The 17,128-nt window shown below is 66.2% G+C and carries 19 protein-coding genes; 12 read left to right on the top strand and 7 right to left on the bottom strand.

Annotated features, from left to right (window positions below):
* The first annotated feature begins 141 nt into the window (after positions 1-141).
* From BGN97_RS14305 to BGN97_RS14320, 4 genes are read left to right on the top strand one after another with little or no spacing between them, the layout of a single operon-like run.
* The gene (locus BGN97_RS14305) at positions 142-498 is read left to right on the top strand and encodes a PadR family transcriptional regulator (RefSeq protein WP_285637844.1); all 357 of its coding nucleotides are present in this window, start codon (positions 142-144) and stop codon (positions 496-498) included.
* Between the two features lies 1 nt (position 499).
* Positions 500-868 (top strand): DUF1048 domain-containing protein, encoded by a 369-nt coding sequence (locus BGN97_RS14310; RefSeq protein WP_292702876.1) that lies wholly within the window; start codon positions 500-502, stop codon positions 866-868.
* Positions 865-1,653 carry an ATP-binding cassette domain-containing protein gene (locus BGN97_RS14315; RefSeq protein ID WP_292702878.1) on the top strand — a complete coding sequence of 263 codons (789 nt, stop codon included), beginning with the start codon at positions 865-867 and terminating at the stop codon, positions 1,651-1,653. The genes BGN97_RS14310 and BGN97_RS14315 overlap by 4 nt, the downstream gene beginning before the upstream one ends.
* Positions 1,650-2,435: an ABC transporter permease gene (locus tag BGN97_RS14320; RefSeq protein ID WP_292702880.1), complete on the top strand. Its 786-nt coding sequence runs from the start codon at positions 1,650-1,652 to the stop codon at positions 2,433-2,435. Before BGN97_RS14315 ends, BGN97_RS14320 begins: the two co-directional genes overlap by 4 nt.
* A 304-nt stretch (positions 2,436-2,739) precedes the next feature.
* Here the strand turns inward: BGN97_RS14320 and BGN97_RS14325 are convergent, their stop codons facing one another.
* The 4 genes from BGN97_RS14325 to BGN97_RS14340 all read right to left on the bottom strand — a co-directional run bounded on the left by BGN97_RS14325 (position 2,740) and on the right by BGN97_RS14340 (position 6,051).
* Positions 2,740-3,378 carry an ABC transporter ATP-binding protein gene (locus BGN97_RS14325; RefSeq protein WP_292702882.1) on the bottom strand — a complete coding sequence of 213 codons (639 nt, stop codon included), beginning with the start codon at positions 3,376-3,378 and terminating at the stop codon, positions 2,740-2,742.
* Positions 3,360-4,844, bottom strand: a complete 1,485-nt coding sequence (locus BGN97_RS14330) for a hypothetical protein (RefSeq protein ID WP_292702884.1) — start codon at positions 4,842-4,844, stop codon at positions 3,360-3,362. Before BGN97_RS14330 ends, BGN97_RS14325 begins: the two co-directional genes overlap by 19 nt.
* Positions 4,841-5,467 (bottom strand): hypothetical protein, encoded by a 627-nt coding sequence (locus BGN97_RS14335; RefSeq protein ID WP_292702886.1) that lies wholly within the window; start codon positions 5,465-5,467, stop codon positions 4,841-4,843. Before BGN97_RS14335 ends, BGN97_RS14330 begins: the two co-directional genes overlap by 4 nt.
* Positions 5,468-5,652: 185 nt before the next feature.
* Entirely contained in the window at positions 5,653-6,051 is a 399-nt protein-coding gene (locus tag BGN97_RS14340; RefSeq protein ID WP_292702894.1) for a hypothetical protein, read from the bottom strand.
* Positions 6,052-6,294: 243 nt separating this feature from the next.
* On the opposite strand from BGN97_RS14340, the gene BGN97_RS14345 reads away from it, so the two are divergent.
* A complete protein-coding gene (locus tag BGN97_RS14345) occupies positions 6,295-7,686 on the top strand; it encodes an HNH endonuclease signature motif containing protein (protein ID WP_292702896.1) in 1,392 nt (463 codons plus the stop codon).
* A gap of 114 nt (positions 7,687-7,800) precedes the next feature.
* Here BGN97_RS14345 and BGN97_RS14350 read toward each other — a convergent pair whose 3' ends face one another.
* From BGN97_RS14350 to BGN97_RS14360, 3 genes are all read right to left on the bottom strand, one after another.
* A complete protein-coding gene (locus BGN97_RS14350) occupies positions 7,801-8,580 on the bottom strand; it encodes a GNAT family N-acetyltransferase (protein WP_292702898.1) in 780 nt (259 codons plus the stop codon).
* A gap of 35 nt (positions 8,581-8,615) precedes the next feature.
* Entirely contained in the window at positions 8,616-8,951 is a 336-nt protein-coding gene (locus tag BGN97_RS14355) for a hypothetical protein (RefSeq protein ID WP_292702900.1), read from the bottom strand.
* A 78-nt stretch (positions 8,952-9,029) separates the two neighbouring features.
* Complete coding sequence (locus BGN97_RS14360) at positions 9,030-9,971, bottom strand: DMT family transporter (protein WP_292702901.1); 942 nt, start codon at positions 9,969-9,971, stop codon at positions 9,030-9,032.
* A gap of 66 nt (positions 9,972-10,037) precedes the next feature.
* Between BGN97_RS14360 and BGN97_RS14365 the strand changes: the two genes are divergently transcribed.
* The 7 genes from BGN97_RS14365 to BGN97_RS14395 form a co-directional block, all read left to right on the top strand.
* Positions 10,038-10,574, top strand: coding sequence for a CGNR zinc finger domain-containing protein (locus BGN97_RS14365; protein ID WP_292702903.1), 537 nt, complete (start codon positions 10,038-10,040; stop codon positions 10,572-10,574).
* Positions 10,575-10,895: 321 nt separating this feature from the next.
* Positions 10,896-12,167, top strand: a complete 1,272-nt coding sequence (locus tag BGN97_RS14370; protein WP_292702905.1) for an ABC transporter substrate-binding protein — start codon at positions 10,896-10,898, stop codon at positions 12,165-12,167.
* A 107-nt stretch (positions 12,168-12,274) separates the two neighbouring features.
* On the top strand, positions 12,275-13,189 hold the full coding sequence (locus tag BGN97_RS14375; protein WP_292702906.1) for a sugar ABC transporter permease: 915 nt from the start codon (positions 12,275-12,277) through the stop codon (positions 13,187-13,189).
* Positions 13,189-14,088: a carbohydrate ABC transporter permease gene (locus BGN97_RS14380; protein ID WP_292702907.1), complete on the top strand. Its 900-nt coding sequence runs from the start codon at positions 13,189-13,191 to the stop codon at positions 14,086-14,088. Before BGN97_RS14375 ends, BGN97_RS14380 begins: the two co-directional genes overlap by 1 nt.
* Positions 14,089-14,090: 2 nt before the next feature.
* Positions 14,091-16,022, top strand: a complete 1,932-nt coding sequence (locus BGN97_RS14385) for a hypothetical protein (protein ID WP_292702909.1) — start codon at positions 14,091-14,093, stop codon at positions 16,020-16,022.
* A complete protein-coding gene (locus BGN97_RS14390) occupies positions 16,019-16,819 on the top strand; it encodes a ribonuclease activity regulator RraA (protein WP_292702912.1) in 801 nt (266 codons plus the stop codon). Before BGN97_RS14385 ends, BGN97_RS14390 begins: the two co-directional genes overlap by 4 nt.
* Positions 16,789-17,128: aldo/keto reductase (locus BGN97_RS14395; RefSeq protein WP_292702915.1), on the top strand; the 340-nt coding region annotated here is incomplete at its 3' end. The genes BGN97_RS14390 and BGN97_RS14395, both read left to right, overlap by 31 nt.

Here is a 17,128-nt window from a genome sequence, read left to right on the forward strand (position 1 = left end):
CGCGCACGCCGGTCGTCATGGCGCGACACCCCCTGTCATGGAACGTCATGAAAGAAGTCAGTATTCAGTCTTGCTAAGTACCACTACTCAGTGTTACTTTGTACCGGTAGTCATCATCACTGAGTAGCGAAAGGAGCGGCCATGGGAAAGCAGATGACCGAGATGCTCAAGGGCACCTTGGAAGGCATCGTGCTCGCACTCCTGTCGGGCAGACCGGCATACGGGTACGAGATCACCACCCAGCTGCGCGACCGCGGCTTCGAGGAGATCGCCGAGGGCACCGTGTACGCGCTGCTCGTGCGCATCGAGCAGAAGGGCCTCGTCGACATCGAGAAGGTGCCGAGCGAGAAGGGCCCGCCACGCAAGGTGTTCACCCTCAACGCCCAGGGCGAGCAGGAGCTCGCCGAGTTCTGGAGGACCTGGAGCTTCCTCGCAGATCGCATCGAACAGCTCCACTCCCCCGCAGCATCCGAGAACCCCTCTGAAGGAGAGAACTGACATGGCCATGAAGTGGATCGAAGCGCTCACCGGATCGCTCGAGCAGAAGAAGCAGTACCGGCAGGACAAGGCGCGCATCGACGGGCTCGCCGAGCCGTACGGCAGCGCCGCCAAGGCGATGCACCGCTACCTGCTGAACACCAGCGGCATCGTCGACGGCGATGTCATCATCCGGATGCTGACCGACCTGGCCGACCTGTGGGAGACCGCCGCCGTCGACGGCACCCCCGTGCACGACATCGTCGGCGATGACCCGGCCGACTTCGCGGACACGTTCGCGAAGGCGTACGCGGCGAAGGAATGGCAGGACAAGGAGCGCGCACGGTTCGTGAAGGCGCTCGAGGACGCGAAGAAGGAGGAGCGATCATGAACGACGCACGCGCAGACGCCGGCACGGCGATCTCGGTCCGCGGCATCCAGAAGTCCTTCAAGGACCTGCACGTGCTGCGCGGCGTGGACCTCGAGGTGCACAAGGGCAGCATCTTCGCCCTGCTCGGCTCCAACGGCGCTGGCAAGACCACGCTCGTGCGCATCCTGTCGACGCTGTCGAAGGCGGATGCCGGCACGGCCACCGTGCACGGCTTCGACGTGGCATCCGAGCCGCTCGACGTGCGCCGCTCGATCAGCCTGACCGGGCAGTTCGCCGCGGTCGACGAGATCCTCACCGGACGCGAGAACCTCGTGCTGGTCGGGAAGCTGCGCCACCTGCCCGACCCCGGCGCGGTGGCGGATGCGCTGCTCGCCCGGTTCCGGCTCACGGATGCCGGCGGCAGGCGCGCCGGCGCCTACTCCGGCGGCTTGCGCCGCCGGCTCGACATCGCGATGAGCCTGGTCGGCGAACCCGAGGTGATCTACCTCGACGAGCCGACCACGGGGCTGGACCCCGAGGCGCGCATCGAGGTGTGGAACGTCGTGAAGGAGCTTGCGGATGCCGGTCGCACGGTGCTGCTGACCACGCAGTACCTCGACGAGGCGGAGCAGCTCGCCGACCGCATCGCGATCCTGCACGAGGGTCGCATCATCGCGAACGGCACGCTCGCCGAGCTGAAGCAGCTGCTGCCGGCGGCGAAGGTCGAGTACGTCGAGAAGCAGCCCACGCTCGAGGAGATCTTCCTCGCGCTGATCGGGCCCTCATCCGAGAGGAGCGCAGCATGACCACCCGGTCCCTGAGCCTGACGAAGGGCGTGGCGGACACCGCCACACTCACCGGCCGGTCGATGCGCCACATCCTGCGCAGCGCCGACACCATCATCACCACCGCGGTCACGCCGATCGCGCTGATGCTGCTGTTCGTGTTCGTCTTCGGCGGTGCGCTGAAGCAGAGCATCGGGGATGGGAGTTACGTGAACTACCTGCTCCCGGGCATCCTGCTGATCGCCATCGCATCCGGCATCGCCTACACAGCGTTCCGGCTGTTCACCGACCTGCAGGGCGGCATCTTCGAGCGGTTCCACTCCATGCCGATCTCCCGATCGAGCGTGCTGTGGGCTCACGTGCTGACCTCGATGGCGTCGAACGGCATCACGCTGGTCATCATCTTCGCGGTCGGGTTCCTCTCGGGATTCCGCACGGGGGCGAGCGTCTGGGCGTGGCTGGGCGTGATCGGCATCCTCGCGCTGTTCACTCTGGCGCTGACCTGGCTGGCGGTGATCGCGGGCCTGTCCGCGAAGACCGTCGACGGCGCGAGCGCGTTCAGCTACCCGCTGATCTTCCTGCCGTTCATCAGCTCGGCGTTCGTGCCGACCGAGACGATGCCGGGTCCGGTGCGCTGGTTCGCGGAGAACCAGCCGGTCACCTCGATCGTGAACACCATCCAGGCGCTGTTCGAGGGACAGCCGGTCGGCTCGTCGATCTGGATCGCGCTGGCCTGGTGCGTCGGCATCCTCGTCATCGCGTACGTCTTCGCGATGCGCGCCTACCGGAGGCGGATCGGCTGATCCGGATGCAGATCGTCCCGGTATCCCTCACGGATACCGGGGCGATCTGCGCCCCAGGCAGATCTTGGATCCGGCACAAACTGACCTTAGGACTCCAGAACTACCAGGCACTGCCACCCACGTCGGACTTTCGCGCTACTCACCCTTACGAACACCCGAAACACTTGCTCGCGTCAGACCTGCGGAAAGACTATGCAATCAACACTCGCCGCGCGACACGTCAAGAAGTGATTTTTGCCGACCGACTATTCTTATCTCGACCGCGGAGACGAACGGGACGAATAACAAAAGCATGCCCCGAACATTATCGAATACGATTCATGGATCCCGCATCGATATCATAAATTCGATCTGCCAGTTCGTCCACGTCCGCATGGATGTGGCTGGTGAAGACGATCGTCCTACCCTCATCACGCTTGCGACGCAGGAGAGAGTGCAACAGCGCGACACTGGACTTATCGAGCCCATTGAACGGTTCGTCAAGCAAAAGTACCTGTTGGTCCTCCATCATTGCCTGTGCGAGTCCAAGCTTCTGCTTCATACCTAGCGAGTAGGCCCCAACACGTCTCCGCAATTGAGGTTCGAGGCCAACCGCACGCATAGCTCCGTCGATCTGCTCAACATCGATCTCACCACGGATAGCCGCGAGTTGTTCAAGGTTCCTACGACCCGACTGGTAGGGAAGGTAACCCGGTCCGTCGATAAGAATACCGAAGGACTGCGGAAAAGTCGATCCTTGAGGTAGGAATTCTTCAGCAATACGGATCGCCCCACTATCTGGGGCAAGAAATCCGCAGATGAGTCGAAAAAGCACGGACTTTCCGGAACCATTGGGGCCAGTGACCGCAGTGATCTCGCCCGCCTCGAACTCCGCATTCACGCCATCGAAAATGGCGTTGCTTCCCATCCGCTTACTAACGCTATCTACTTCAATGGTTGCCATTTCCTTCTCCCGCTTGAAGCCCCGCTCAACAATTTGACATATGAGCTATGCAAAGTAACACAAAGAATAGTTAGGCAGACGCAGCAGGAGATGAGCAAGATCGTAAGATCCTTGAAAACTCCAGGCCAGCCGAACTCTACCCGGCCTAGACCGTTGAGATAGGCGGGTAGCCAGCCACCGAAGAGGGGGTTTGCCACGCCGCCCACCATGAGGGATACGACCACCACCAGTCCCGCTCCCGCGCGACGCGCGGTCCAGGCAGCCAGGAACGCGCTGAGCCCATAGAATACGACCTGCGGCACCCCGACGATCAGGTATCGAGCGCCCATCAGTGAAGGATCAACATAAGGATCATCCTGACTACGCATGTTGTCCGGCAACAACGCCCATGCATACACAGTAAAGACTGGCGCCAGCAGCAGGATGATCACGCAGAAGCCGAGCCAGCGTCCTAGAAAATGCCGGACCCAGCGAGCCGGTGTACCGGAACGAATCATGATCAGTTCCAGCCATGCCCCAGACTCTTCATCGAAGCGACTTAGCATCAGCATCACCGGCCCAAAAAACATGATCAACGCGAGAAACACCGGTAGGAGCGGGGCACCAATTCTGTCGATGAGTGGGCCATAGTAGATGAAGCCAAGCGCCTCCCAGATGCTCACGGTAGGATGACCACCACCAGGCAGGATCAGAAATGTCTGGAGAAGCGTAGCCGCAGCTGCGATCAGAAGCACTCGACATGATCGCAGCAGGGGTCGGATCGCTTGACGGCCCCCTTCACTGATCGCAGCCGCAAGGTGCAGCATCAACATCCACACGGGGAAGGCAGCCAACCCAGCGTAGCCGCCGCTGGTCAGCACGCTCGCTTGCTCAGGCGAAAGCCAAGTCTGCCAGCTGATGGCAGACACAACCGACGGAAGCGGCATCCCGCTGGCAGTAGCCATGCCTAACACCACCATCATGGTGCCGAAAGCAGCGACTGCCGGGAGGCGGCCGATCAGCGCCGCACCCGCGAGGGTTACGCGCGCCGACACCAGAAAGAGCACAAAGATCATAAGGCGGAGGCTGAAGTCGAGCGCAACGAGGTATGCAGGTTCGCCGCCAGAAGAGTGGCCGCCACCGAGGGAAAGCATCACACCGACGAGCAGGACTGGCAAGGCGACCTGAACGGCCTCGACTAGTCCATCTAGCGTTTGGGCGATGAGCCAGCGGCTGCGAGAGGCACTCCTGATCAACACCAAACCATGTGCAGCCCGAATAGATCGGACTGAACACAGAATAAACCACAGAGGCCCAAGCAGAAATGACTGCAGCTTGGGGTCGAAGACGTGCATTAGTCCCGGACCGTCACCCGTTGGCAGTGCGCCGCTCCATCGCATGAAGATGATGAACGTAAATATCAAGCCTGTGAATAGGAGCATCAGGCCCGAGATTGATGATTCGGCAAGTCGGCGGGCTGTGGTCATTGCAGCACGGACAACCGATCCGCTCGGCGAATGACCAATGTCACTGCAATCACCGCTCCGAAACTAAATACTGCGAGCGTGAGGATCGACGCCAGAAATGGCACATCGGACACGCTAAACAACACCCAAAGTAGCCACGGCGTGTTCCACGCAAATGGTTCTCCAAGCACGCCCATCGCCAGCGACAGCAAGACGAAGATCATGAAAGGCGCCGCGAATGCCAAGATTCGGCGGCGCACGACCAGCAGAGAGACAAGCCCAATCGTGGCCCAAATGGCCGCATTTATTCCTTGCCATGTAGCGTACACAAACATGTACAAGGTTGGACTTATGTCTTCCAGAGCGGTCAGACGAGCAATATGTTCACCGGAAGGGTGCGAGTAGCCTCCTGGATCGTAGACCGCCCCCAATGCTCCGCCCGCGAAGTACAACACAACGAACGTGATCACGACGTAAAGGAAGAACACCAAGAAGGCGGATATACAGTTCAGTAGCGCGACTTGAGCCAGGTATCTACTAATTCCCGTTCGCGTTCTGGCGTACACGATCCAACGCTTGTTTAGCTGCTGACTAAATGGCACAACAACAGGTAGCAGAACGATAAATGGATATGCCACGGGCACTCCGGAACTAATAGAATACCCGAAGTACGACAGTGGCGACTCGAAACCAACCCGATCAAACCTGGAAGCGATGATGGTCCATGCGACCAAGGTTAGGAGCGCCCCTCCAGATCCAAGCAATCCGATACGTGGGAGATTACGCCAGAGGGGTCTCGCTTGTTGAGACTTTCCCCCCTTGGGGCGCATCAATTACTGCGCCAGATGCCTGTAGTCTGAATGTTTACCGGCCAAATGGGATTTCCCCAGACCTTGAGATTCACATCATATCCGGCAGATATGCCATTCGGCAACGTCGTCCACGTTCCCGCGGAGAGATTGTAGCGCTTGGTCCCTTCCTGCGTCATCGCACCTCTGAGCATGGACGCGCCGATCGAATAGCCGTTACCCACAAAGTCCACTCTCAGATCCCCAGCCTTGCTGGAGGTTACTTTGTTCTGGTTAGCGGAGTAGTCCCATCCGCCAAGCTTGTAGATCGTGAGATCATAGGAGTGGTAGACCAGTCCGGCGGATGCCGCCAGCGGCGATCCGACAGCAAGAATCGCGGCAAGCCCAGTCGCGACGCCAACAACCTTCAGCTTCTTCATGATGTCCCCCCTTGGACGATTTGAAGTGAACATATCGGCCTTCCTAGGCGCTGTCAACGATGAAGGTCGCTCGCAGTCGACGCCTGAGGAGCCACCCGTGCCCGACCGCCCTGAGATCGTCTGCATCTGCGGCCCACGGGCTTCGCCGGTGGAGTTCACCGACACTGTGTGATCCGCGACTCGCGCAGCATTTCTAATCCGTAAAGGCGTCTGAATGTCGGTGGCCCTGCTCATACTTGAATCATGGAGATTTCATCGATCGTTCCGGCGGAGCACAGGGGTGTGCTGTCGGGGCTGGTCGAGATGGCGCGGAGCATCGAGGCGTCGATCGACGGACTGCTGGCCGCGCGGGACGGGGTGCTGGCACTGGCCTCGCGGGTGGCGTTGTCTCAGGCCTCGGATGCGGATGATGCCGGCCTGCAGGTGCGGGTCGTGGCTGCGGAACTCGGGGCGGCGCTGCGGGTCAGTGATCGTACGATCCAGCGGCGGATGGTGGCCGCGGAGGTGAAGGTCGACCGGTTCCCAGCCGTGTGGGCTGCGCAGGGTGCGGGGCGGATCAGCGCCGGCCACGCCCGGGTGATCGTCGACGCCGGCGAGCGGATCGAGGAAACGGGTGCCCGCGCCGCGTATGCGCAGCGGATGGTCGCGTTCGCGGAGGGCGAGTCCCCTAACCGCACCCGGGTGGTCGCGGAACGCATAGCGGAGCAGTGCCGGCCGCGGTCTCTGCAGGAGCGGCATGCGGATGCCCGCGAGCAGCGTGGCGTGTGGGTGAAGGACCTCCCGGACGCGATGGCCGAACTCGGTCTGTACGGTCCGGCGGTGCTGGTGCATGCCGCGTTCGAACGACTCACCGGGATGGGCAAAGAGGTCAAGAAGCGCACTTCCCCGGGAGCGGGCGGCGAGGGCCCGGATGCGGAACCTCGCGCACTCGGGCAGTTGCGTGCGGACCTCGCGCTGGACCTGCTGCTCACCGGTGCACCTGCCGGGCACGACACCCCCGATGGGGTACTGGCCGCGGTCGACGGGCACGTGTCCATCACCGTGCCCGTGCTGGCCCTGATGGCCGCCGAGGGTGACTCGTCCCGCGCACTGAACGCCGCTGTCGGTGCCGGAACCTCTCCCGCGGCAGAGCTCACAGGGCGTTCCCCGATCGACCCGGCCACCGCCCGGATGCTGGCGGGTGCGGCATCCGGGTGGGATCGGGTGCTCACTGACCCGATCAGCGGAGAGCTCATCGCTGTGGACAGGTACCGACCCTCCGAGCAGCTCAGACGCCACCTGCGTGCCAGGGACGAGCGCTGCCGGTTCCCCGGCTGTGGCATGCCGGCTCGCGATTCCGACCTCGACCACACCTTCGACGCCGCCTACGGCGGACCCACGGAAGAGGGCAACCTCGCGGCTCTGTGCCGCAGGCACCATGTGCTGAAACACCACACCCCATGGAAGGTGAAACAGACTGGCGGCGGACTGCTGGAATGGACCAGCCCCACCGGCCGCACCTACATCGACCGACCACCGCCCCAGAACACCGTCACCTTCACACCGTCCGGACCGGATCCAGGTGGGGTCGGCGACCGTGGGCGTCCGCCCGACCTCTGGGCGGCACTTCCAGAGGAACTCCGCACACCCTTCTGATGGCTGCATCGGCGCCTGGGACCGGGCGCAGAGCTGACCTCAGAACATCCTCTTCCGGGGTTCCGCGAGTCCAGCGCGGATCCCCGGATGCATCATACGGAGAAGCGGCCGGGCTCAGCGGGTCCAGACGTACGGGGTCGTCGTCGACACCTTCACAAGGCCGGAGCGCTCCAGGATCGGGCGGGAGAACTCCGTCGAGTCCGAGTTGATCAGGGTCTTGCCGAGCGCGAGCGCCACCTCCGCGCGCCGCGAGGTGAGCGCACGGTAGATGCCGCGACCACGCCATTCCGGCAGCGTCGCGCCACCCCAGATACCGGCGAAGTCCGTGCCCTCCACCGGCTCCAGGCGTCCTGTGCTGACGACGGCGCCGTCGGCCACCGCGATCCACAGCTCCTGCTGCTCGCCGGACTCCCGGCGCCGCACCGCATCTTCCGCGCGGCTCCGCCAATCCGGGTCGTCGAAGACGAGGCCCTGCATCTCGTACGACGCCCGGATGTCCTCCACCGACGATGCCCGGCGCACCTCGACGCCCTGCGGCAGGTCGATGTTCGTGACCAAGCCCTCGGCGCGGCCGACCATGATCGACTCCGGCTCCTCCGCGACGAATCCGCGTTCGAGCAGCGCGTCCTCGAGGCCGGGCGCGAGGTCGTGTCCACGCGTCTTCCACTCGACCGAGGCGGCTGCGGTTCGTTCACGGAAGTGCTCCAGCGCAGCATCCACCAGTTCCGCGATCTCCCGCGCATCAGCCGGCAGCGACCGGTAGGTGATGAAGCCGCGATCGCCCCGGAACTGCGCGAGCCACAGCGGGCCGAGCCGTTCCACCTCCGCCTCACCGTGCAGCTCCGCGGCGCCCCGCAGCTGATCGTCGTACGCCTGCAGCAGATCCTCATGCATCCGTCGATCCTCGCAGGTCGGATCCGTCGACTGCATCACACCGCCGCGAGCGCCGCCTCGATGAGCTCCCGCGCCTGGGTCACCGCCGCCTCGGTCTCGAAGGGCTCCCAGCGACGCAGCTGCGAGACCACCCACTCCCAGTGCTCACGCCGGAGCGTGATCGCGAGCCGGTGGTCACGAGGCGGCCAGCCGAAGCCATCCGGTTCTCCTTCGAACGCCGCGGCCGCCCGCCATCCGGCATCCCGCACACAGGATCCGGCGATCACCGACTCCATGATCCCGTCCACGACGTCGATGGACATCGAGTTGTCGACACAGCCGTCCACCGGAAGCCATAGGCGCACGGGAACAGGAACCGTCAGGTAGCGCATGGGCCCATCCTCGCAGTCGCCGAATGGGCGTCCACCCACCTGGACGAGATCACGGCCAACCGCGAGCGCTACGACGCGTCAGCCGACCAGTAGCGGCTCGCCCTCCTCGGCCACCGCCGGCTCGCCGAGCTTGACGACCACGACGCCCGCGAGCACCAGCGCTGCACCGAGCAGCTGGAGGGGCTCGGGCAGCTGGCCCAGCAGCATCCAGCCGAACAGCAGCGCCGCGACGACCTCGGCGAGGGCGACGAAGGATGCCAGTCTCGACCCGAGCATCCGCGTCGAAGCGATGCCGAGCACGTAGGCGAGGGCGGTCGCCAGCAGGCCGATCGCGAGCACGGGAACGAACCACGGGACGGTCACATGGGGAATCGGCCCGAAGCGGTAGGAGACCTCGCCGAACGTGAAGGCCATGGGCAGGATGCCGGTCAGCCCGGCGACGGTCAGCCCGATCGCGCCGAGCAGCAGACCGGAACCCGCCAGCACGATCGGCGGCATGCCGGTGTCCTCGCGAGCGGAGAGCACGAAGTAGGTAGCGGCACCCACCATGGCGCCGAGCGACCAGAGGATGCCGGCCGCATCGACCCGCGCACCGGTGAGGATGTCGAGCATGAGCACCAGGCCCGCGAACGCGATCACCGCGCCGAGGATGCTGCGGCGTGTGGGCTTCTCGCCGCGGCGGAGCCAGAGCCAGAGCACCACCGCGATGGGAGCGGTGTACTCGACGAGCAGCGCGATGCCGACATCCATCACGGCGACCGCCTGGAAGTAGAACAGCTGCGTGGCGGTGACGGCGAGCAGTCCGTAGCCGATCACCATGCCGGCGTTGCGGCGAAGCACCGACCAGCGTCCGCGCAGCGCGAGGATCGTCGGCACCAGCAGCACCAGCGCCGCCACCCACACCCGCGCGGTCACGGCCGCGCCCGGGGTCCATCCCGCATCGATCAGACCGCGCGCCCACGCTCCGGACATGCCGAACGAGAACGCCGCGCCGAGCGCGACGAGAAGACCCGCGCCCACGCGAGTGTCATGTGCAACATGCCCCATGGGAGATGACACTATTCCGGAGCGATGTAAGGTGTCAACATGATCTTCACCAGTGACACCGAGGAGGCGCTCCGCGCCGCCGTCGCGCTGGTGAACTCCGCGGAGGATCCCGACGCGCTCGCGACCCTGGACGACTACGAGAGCTTCCTCGCCGAGCATCCGTACACCGGCCGCCTCGACCGCGATGCCGCGGAGCTGCACACCCTGCGCGAGCTGCGTCCGCGCCTGCGCGGAATGCTGCTCGCCCCTCGCGATGAGATGGTCGCGCACGTCAACACCGCCCTGGCGGACGTCACCCTCACCCCGCGCCTGACCCGCCACGACGCGGCCGACTGGCATCTGCACGCGGTCGCCGACGACCACCCCCTGGCCGAGCGAATCCTCGTCGAGACCGCGATGGCGCTGATCGACGTCATCCGCGCCGACGAGGGAAGCCGACTGGACGTCTGCGCGGACGCCGACTGTCAGGCGATCGCGCTGGACCTCAGCCGCAACCGCTCCAAGCGGTACTGCTCCACCACCTGCGCGAACCGCAACGCCGTCGCCGCGTACCGCGCCCGCCGCGCCTCGCGCTGACGCCCGGCAAGCATCCACTGTCCTTCCGCGCGTTCTTGGCGGCCGGGTCGCATTTCGTCCCGTTCTCAGCATCCATCGCCCACCCGGGTCGCGTTTCATCCCGGAACCCGGCCACCGAAGCGGGACGAATCGCGACCCGGACGAATGATGGGCGCCGAGAAGCGGACAGATTGCGACCTGGACGACCGCCGGACACGCGCGCCCACCCGCCAGCAGCAGGAAAACGCTTCATCCAATCCTTGGCACACTCTTCACAAACGATTATCGATTAGTGTAATGTCCCTGGAAGCACCCTCCCCATGCATCCCGAAAGGATCAACGATGATCAAGGCTCGACTCCTCACAGCAGTCGGCATGACCGCGGTCGCCGCCCTGGCGCTGGCCGGCTGCAGCAGCGCGGCGGACGCCGGCGACGGCGGGACCTCGAACGAGAAGGTCACGCTGCGCGTGCTCGTCAACGTCACGCCGAACCTCACCGAGAAGTTCTGGAACGACCTCGTCGCCCCGTTCGAGGCGAAGAACAAGAACATCGACGTCGTCATCCAGAACCCCGGCGCCGAAGGTGTCTCGGCAGCGATCCCGCGCCTGCTCGCCTCCGGCGACGCGCCCGACATCGTGCAGTCCCTCGCCCCGAACGGCAAGCTCGCGCCCGAGCTCGTCGACCTGTCCAAGTACGAGTGGGCCAAGAAGGGCCCGCTCGCCGAGCAGTACTCCATGGACGGCAAGTACCTGATGGCAGGCATCGGCGTGCAGCTGCAGAGCCTGTTCTTCTACAACAAGACCGCCTTCAAGGAGGCGGGCATCACCGAGGTGCCCACCACCGTCGACGAGCTCACCGAGGACCTCGGAAAGCTGAAGGACGCCGGGTGGACCCCGATCCAGGAGGGCGGCGACTGGATGTCCAGTGCCACGCTGCAGGCACTCGCCCTGCCGACGATCGTGTCCGAGAACCCGAAGTGGTTCCAGGACGTGTCCTCCGGCAAGGTGAGCTTCGGCAAGACCTACGGGCCCGCCATCGAGACCTTCGCCGACTGGGTCGCGAAGGGCTACGTCCCCAAGGACGCCCTGGGCATCAAATACCCCGACGCCGAGCAGGCGTTCCTCTCCGGCAAGACCGCGATCTACTCCATGGGCAGCTGGTTCATGGGATCGCAGGCGAAGGCCACCGACTCCGCCGACATCGGAGTGTTCCGCGCCCCGGCGACCAAGGCCGGCGACAAGCCCGCGATGGGCGCCAACATCGCCAGCCCGTACTCGATCCTCAAGGCGAGCAAGAACCAGGACGCCTCGGCCAAGCTGATCGAGTTCCTCACCACCGACAAGAAGGCGGTCGCGGACCAGCTCGAGATCGACGGCAACTTCCGCGACGGGTACGAGTACGACATGACGCCCCTCGGCGAGGAGCTGCTCAAGATCGTCGCCGACACCCCGGCATCCGACTACACGCCCACCGGCGGCGGCTACGGCGAGCGCACCATGCCCGACGGGTTCTCGGGTGAGCTGAACACCCAGACCCAGGCACTGATGGGCGGAACCCCGGCCGCCGACGTCATCAAGTCCATGGACGCCTGGTTCACCGCGAACGCAGGCTGATCGCCGTGGTGGGCGGGACGACGCGTCGTCCCGCCCACCGCTCCGGCATCGAGCATCCTGAGCTGACAGACATGTTCCGCACCACGCCCGCATTGGAGCGTTCCCCCATGGCATCCACCGCCGTCCCGCGGCAGCGCAGCGCGGCGCAGCGCTGGCGGCGCCGCATCCCCGGCCTGATCATGGCCTCCCCCGCCGTCGCGGTCTTCCTCGCGATGTTCGTGATCCCGATGATCCTGGCCTGCGTGCTGAGCTTCACGAACTGGACCGGCTACAGCCTGAACTTCGACTTCGTCGGCTGGGACAACTACGCCAAGGCCTTCCGCAACCCGCGCTCCCTGAACGCCGCGATCTTCACCGGCATCATCGCCGTGTTCGGCACCGTGTTCTGCAACGTCATCGGGCTCGCCATCGCCGCCCTGATCTCGGGCCCCGGACGGACCAACACCCTGCTGCGCACCATCTTCTTCTACCCGTACGTGATCAGCGCACTCATCATCGGCTTCATCTGGTCGGCGATGCTCGCGCCGCAGGGTGCGGTGAACGGGATGCTGCAGGGCATCGGCCTTCCGGAGCTGCCGTTCCTCACCGACCCGACGTTCGCGAAGGCGAGCATCATCTTCACGATCGTGTGGTCGCACTTCGGCTTCAACATGATCCTGTTCCTGGCCGGCATCAAGTCGGTCCCGACCGAGTACTACGAGGCCGCCACGGTGGACGGCGCCAGCCGCTGGCAGCAGTTCCGCTCGATCACCGTGCCGCTGATCGCCCCGGTCTTCACCGTGAACATCGTGCTGACGCTGGTCGGCCTGCTGAAGGCGTACGACGTGATCCTGGCCCTGACCGACGGCGGCCCAGCCGGCTCGACGCAGACCATCGTCTACCAGATCCTGAAGGACTCCTTCGCGAACTCCGCGCTCGGCTTCGGCGCCGCCCAGTCGATCGTGCTCCTCATCGTGACGGCCGTGATCGGCCTCGGCGTGACGCTCGTGCGCCGCCGCGCAGACCAGAAGGCGACCGACTGATGGCCACCCCGCTGACCAAGACCCCGCTGACCAAGACCCCGCTGACCAAGCAGAGCCGCAACCGTCCCTCTGTCCTGGCCGGCACCGCCCGATGGATCGTCCTGGGCGTCTTCGCGATCACGATGCTGATCCCGATGTACACGATGGTGATCAATGCCTTCAAGCCGCAGAAGGAGATCATCGAGAACCCGCTGCTGATCACACCGCAGAGCTTCACGTTCGACTACCTGTGGGCCGCGATCACCAGCAGCCGGTTCAACGTCATCGCCGCGTACGGCGTCACGCTGCTGTTCGTGGTGCTGGTCAACCTGTTCTGCATCCTGCTCTCCGCCCCGGTCGCCTACGTGATCGCCCGCGGCCGCTCGAAGTGGCACCTCGGGCTGCTGCTGCTGTTCGTGACCGGCCTGTTCATCCCCGGTCAGGTCACCCTGATCCCGGTGGTGTTCGTGCTCAGGGTGCTGGGGCTGATCAACACGATGCCGGGGTTCATCCTGTTCGAGACGGCGGCCACCCTGCCGGTGTCGATCTTCCTGTTCTCCGCCTACCTGCGCACTGTCCCCCGTGACATCGACGAAGCCGCGTCGCTCGACGGGGCGGGCCCGATCCGCGCGTTCTGGACGTGCGTGTTCCCGATCATGAAGCCCGTCATCGCCACGATGGTGGTGCTGAACTCGATCGGCGTGTGGAACGACTTCGTCAGCCCGCAGATCATCCTGGGCCCGAGCTCCGGCATCTACACCGTGACCACCGGCGTGTACGCCGCGGTCGGGCAGTTCTCCACCGACTACACGCAGGTGTTCCCGACGCTGCTGCTGGCCGTGCTCCCCGCGCTGATCTTCTTCATCATCATGCAGCGGCACATCATCGGCGGCCTGGTCGCCGGGGCAACGAAGGGCTGACCATGGCAGACGCGCACCTCTCCTCCCCGCTGCGGACCGTCCCCGCATGGGCCGTGCTGCAGCGCCGACTGTTCGACGAGATCGAGCAGGCGCGACGCCTGTTCCGCGACCGTTACACGCTTCCGGATGGCCGCCTGCGCGGCGTCGCCGAGTTCGAGGACCGCGACGGGGTCGACGACCTGTACGAGCCGTTCTTCAACTGGCCGGCGTTCTACGTGCTGGGTGGGCCTGACGAGGTGCTCGCCGACAGCAAGCGGGCATGGGAGGGCGTGACCGCGCAGCTGACCGAGGCCGGCATGCTGACCGACGAGTACGACAACGGCTACGACTGGTTCCACCAGGGCGAGTCGCTGCTCTTCTTCGCCGGCATCTGCGCCGCCGACCCCGCCGACGAGGCCTACGCCGCACGCGCCCGGCGCTTCGCGGCGCTGTTCACCGACCCGGCGCACGGCAACTACGACGCCGAGCACAACATCATCCGCGCCCCGCACAACGGCGCCCTCGGGGCCCGCCCCGGCCTGGACGACACGGTCGTGCCGTACACCGCCGATCGCGCCGAGATGCGGCCCTACGGCCTGCCGATCCAGGGCCTGCCCGGCATCGACACCTGGGACGACCTCGCCGACCCGGCGAACGCGCTGCGGATGTCCGAGGAGATGCACCGCCGTGCCCAGGGCGACGTGGCGGTGAACCTCGCCGCGACCTCGCTGGCGGCCAACACCTGGCTGTACGACGGCGACGAGACCGCGAGCGCGTGGATCCGCCGCTACGTCGATGGCTGGCGCGAGCGCGCCGGCTCCAGCCCCGTCATGTTCGACTCCATCGGCCCTGACGGTGTCGCCGGCTCCCTGCAGGAGGGCCGCTGGTGGGGCGCGCACTACGGCTGGGCGTGGCCGCACGGCTTCCACTCGGTCGCGATGAGCACGCTGATCGGCGCGGTCAACCACGCCCTGATCACCCGCGACGACACCGCGCTCGACCTGGTGCGCACCATGCTCGACGCCGTCCTCGCCGAGGCGCGCCCCGGCTCCGCCGCGGGCAGCACGTACAGCCTGCGCGGCGGCTGGAACGCCCGCTACGGCGCGGCGGCCGAGGACGAGGGGATGCTGGTCCCCTACCGCTACGGCGTCGACGGCTGGTTCGACTTCGGGCCGCTGCAGCTGGACGTCCCGGTCTGGCTGTGGTGGTGGTCGCGGACGGATGCCGACCGGGCGCGCCTGGAGCACGCGATCGCCGGCATCCCGGCATCCGCCGACCGCGTCGCCCCGTTCCGCGACAAGGAGGAGGCCGGCCACGAGGCCGGCTGGTACTCGTTCCTCGCAGGCGGCCTGCCCGACTACCCGCAGCGGGCGCTGGAGATGGCGCTCGGCCAGGTGGCCCGGCGCACGGCGATGATGCTCGGCGACGCACAGGACCCCGACGCCGCCCACCTGCACTTCTGGCAGCGCGTGAACCCGGTGGTCACCGAGGTGCTCACGCAGCTCGTCGGCGGTGCGCCTCAGGTGCTCTACAACGGCGGGCTCGGGCACACCGCGCTGCGCTACGAGGATGTCGACCGCGGACGTCCGGGTCTGCCCGAGGACGTCGCCGCGCTCGTGCACCGGCTGGATGCCGACGGCATCGGCCTCCGCCTGGTCAACACCTCCGTCACGCGCACCCGCACCGTGCGGCTGCGCGGCGGACGCTTCGGGCTCGACCGGATCGTGGCCGCCTCCGCGCGCGTCGAGGACGCGAGCGCGTACCCCGGGGCATCCGGCACCTACGCCTCCCCGCTCGGCGCGTTCTCGACGGTCTCCGTCGAGTGCGACGACGACCTGGTGGTCGTGCTCCCGCCGGCGCACGGCGCCGACCTCGACCTGACCATCGCGCGCGCGACCGGCTCGCCGCGCCACCTCACCACCGCAGCACCCCGCACCACCGAAGGACACGCATGAGCGCCGAACTGATCCGCCCCGACTTCGCACTCCCGGTGCGGGGACCGGCGTACGCCCGCCCCGACGCGGCGCTCGTGGAGGACTTCTCGGCCCTGTCATCGGCCACCGCCTGCGCGAAGCTGCACCAGCTCGGCATCCGCCGCACCTTCGTCGACGGCCCCGTGCCGCTGACCACCGGCAGCCGCGTGGTCGGCTCGGCCATCACGCTGCAGTTCATGCCGCAGCGCGAGGACATGGCGCTGCCCCAGGACGCCGCGGCCGGCGTGGAGCAGGAGTACGCCGAGCGCCACACCGCCCTGTGGCACGTGCTCGAGGCCGTGCAGCCCGGCGACGTGCTGGTCGTGCAGGCCTACGGCAGCAGGTTCTCCGGATGCCTGGGCGACATCCTCGTGCGGTACTTCATCCGCAAGGGCGGCGCGGGCATCGTCGTGGACGGGCGCATCAGGGACGCGGCGCGCATCCGCGAGCTCGGCATCCCGGTCTGGTGCACGGGCACCACCCCGCACTACGCCTCGCAGTCCGAGCTCGCCCCCTGGGCGTACGACGTGCCGGTGGCCGTCGGCGGTGCGCTGTGCATGCCGGGCGACCTGGTGATCGCCGACGACGACGGCCCGGTCGTGGTGCCGCAGGCGATGGCTCCCCAGGTGGTGGCCTCGGCGCGGGATCATGAGGAGTGGGAGGTGTTCAGCCGGATGCGACTCGACGAGGGCGCACGACTGAGCGACTACTACCCGCTGACCCCCGACAGCCGTGAGGAGTACGAGGCATGGCGTTCCCTGCAGCCCTCCGCCCGCTGAGGATCGTCCCCGGCCTGCGGGACGACGCCGGCCTGGGCTGCGCGCCGATCGGCAACCTGTTCGCACCGGTTCCGGATGCGGATGCCGTGGCGACGGTCGAGGCCGCCCTCTCCGCCGGCGTGCGGTTCTTCGACACCGCCCCGCTGTACGGCGACGGCGAGAGCGAGCGCAAGCTGGGCCTGGCGCTGCGCGGGGTCCCCCGCGATGAGGTCGTGATCGCGACGAAGGTCGGCCGGCAGCTGCTCGACGCCGACGGCGCGCCCGTGACCGGCGCCGCGAGCGGGGCCTCATCGGTCGCCGACCTCAGCC

The organism is Microbacterium sp. 69-10 (genome assembly GCF_001897945.1).
In the GTDB taxonomy this organism is placed as follows: domain Bacteria; phylum Actinomycetota; class Actinomycetes; order Actinomycetales; family Microbacteriaceae; genus Microbacterium.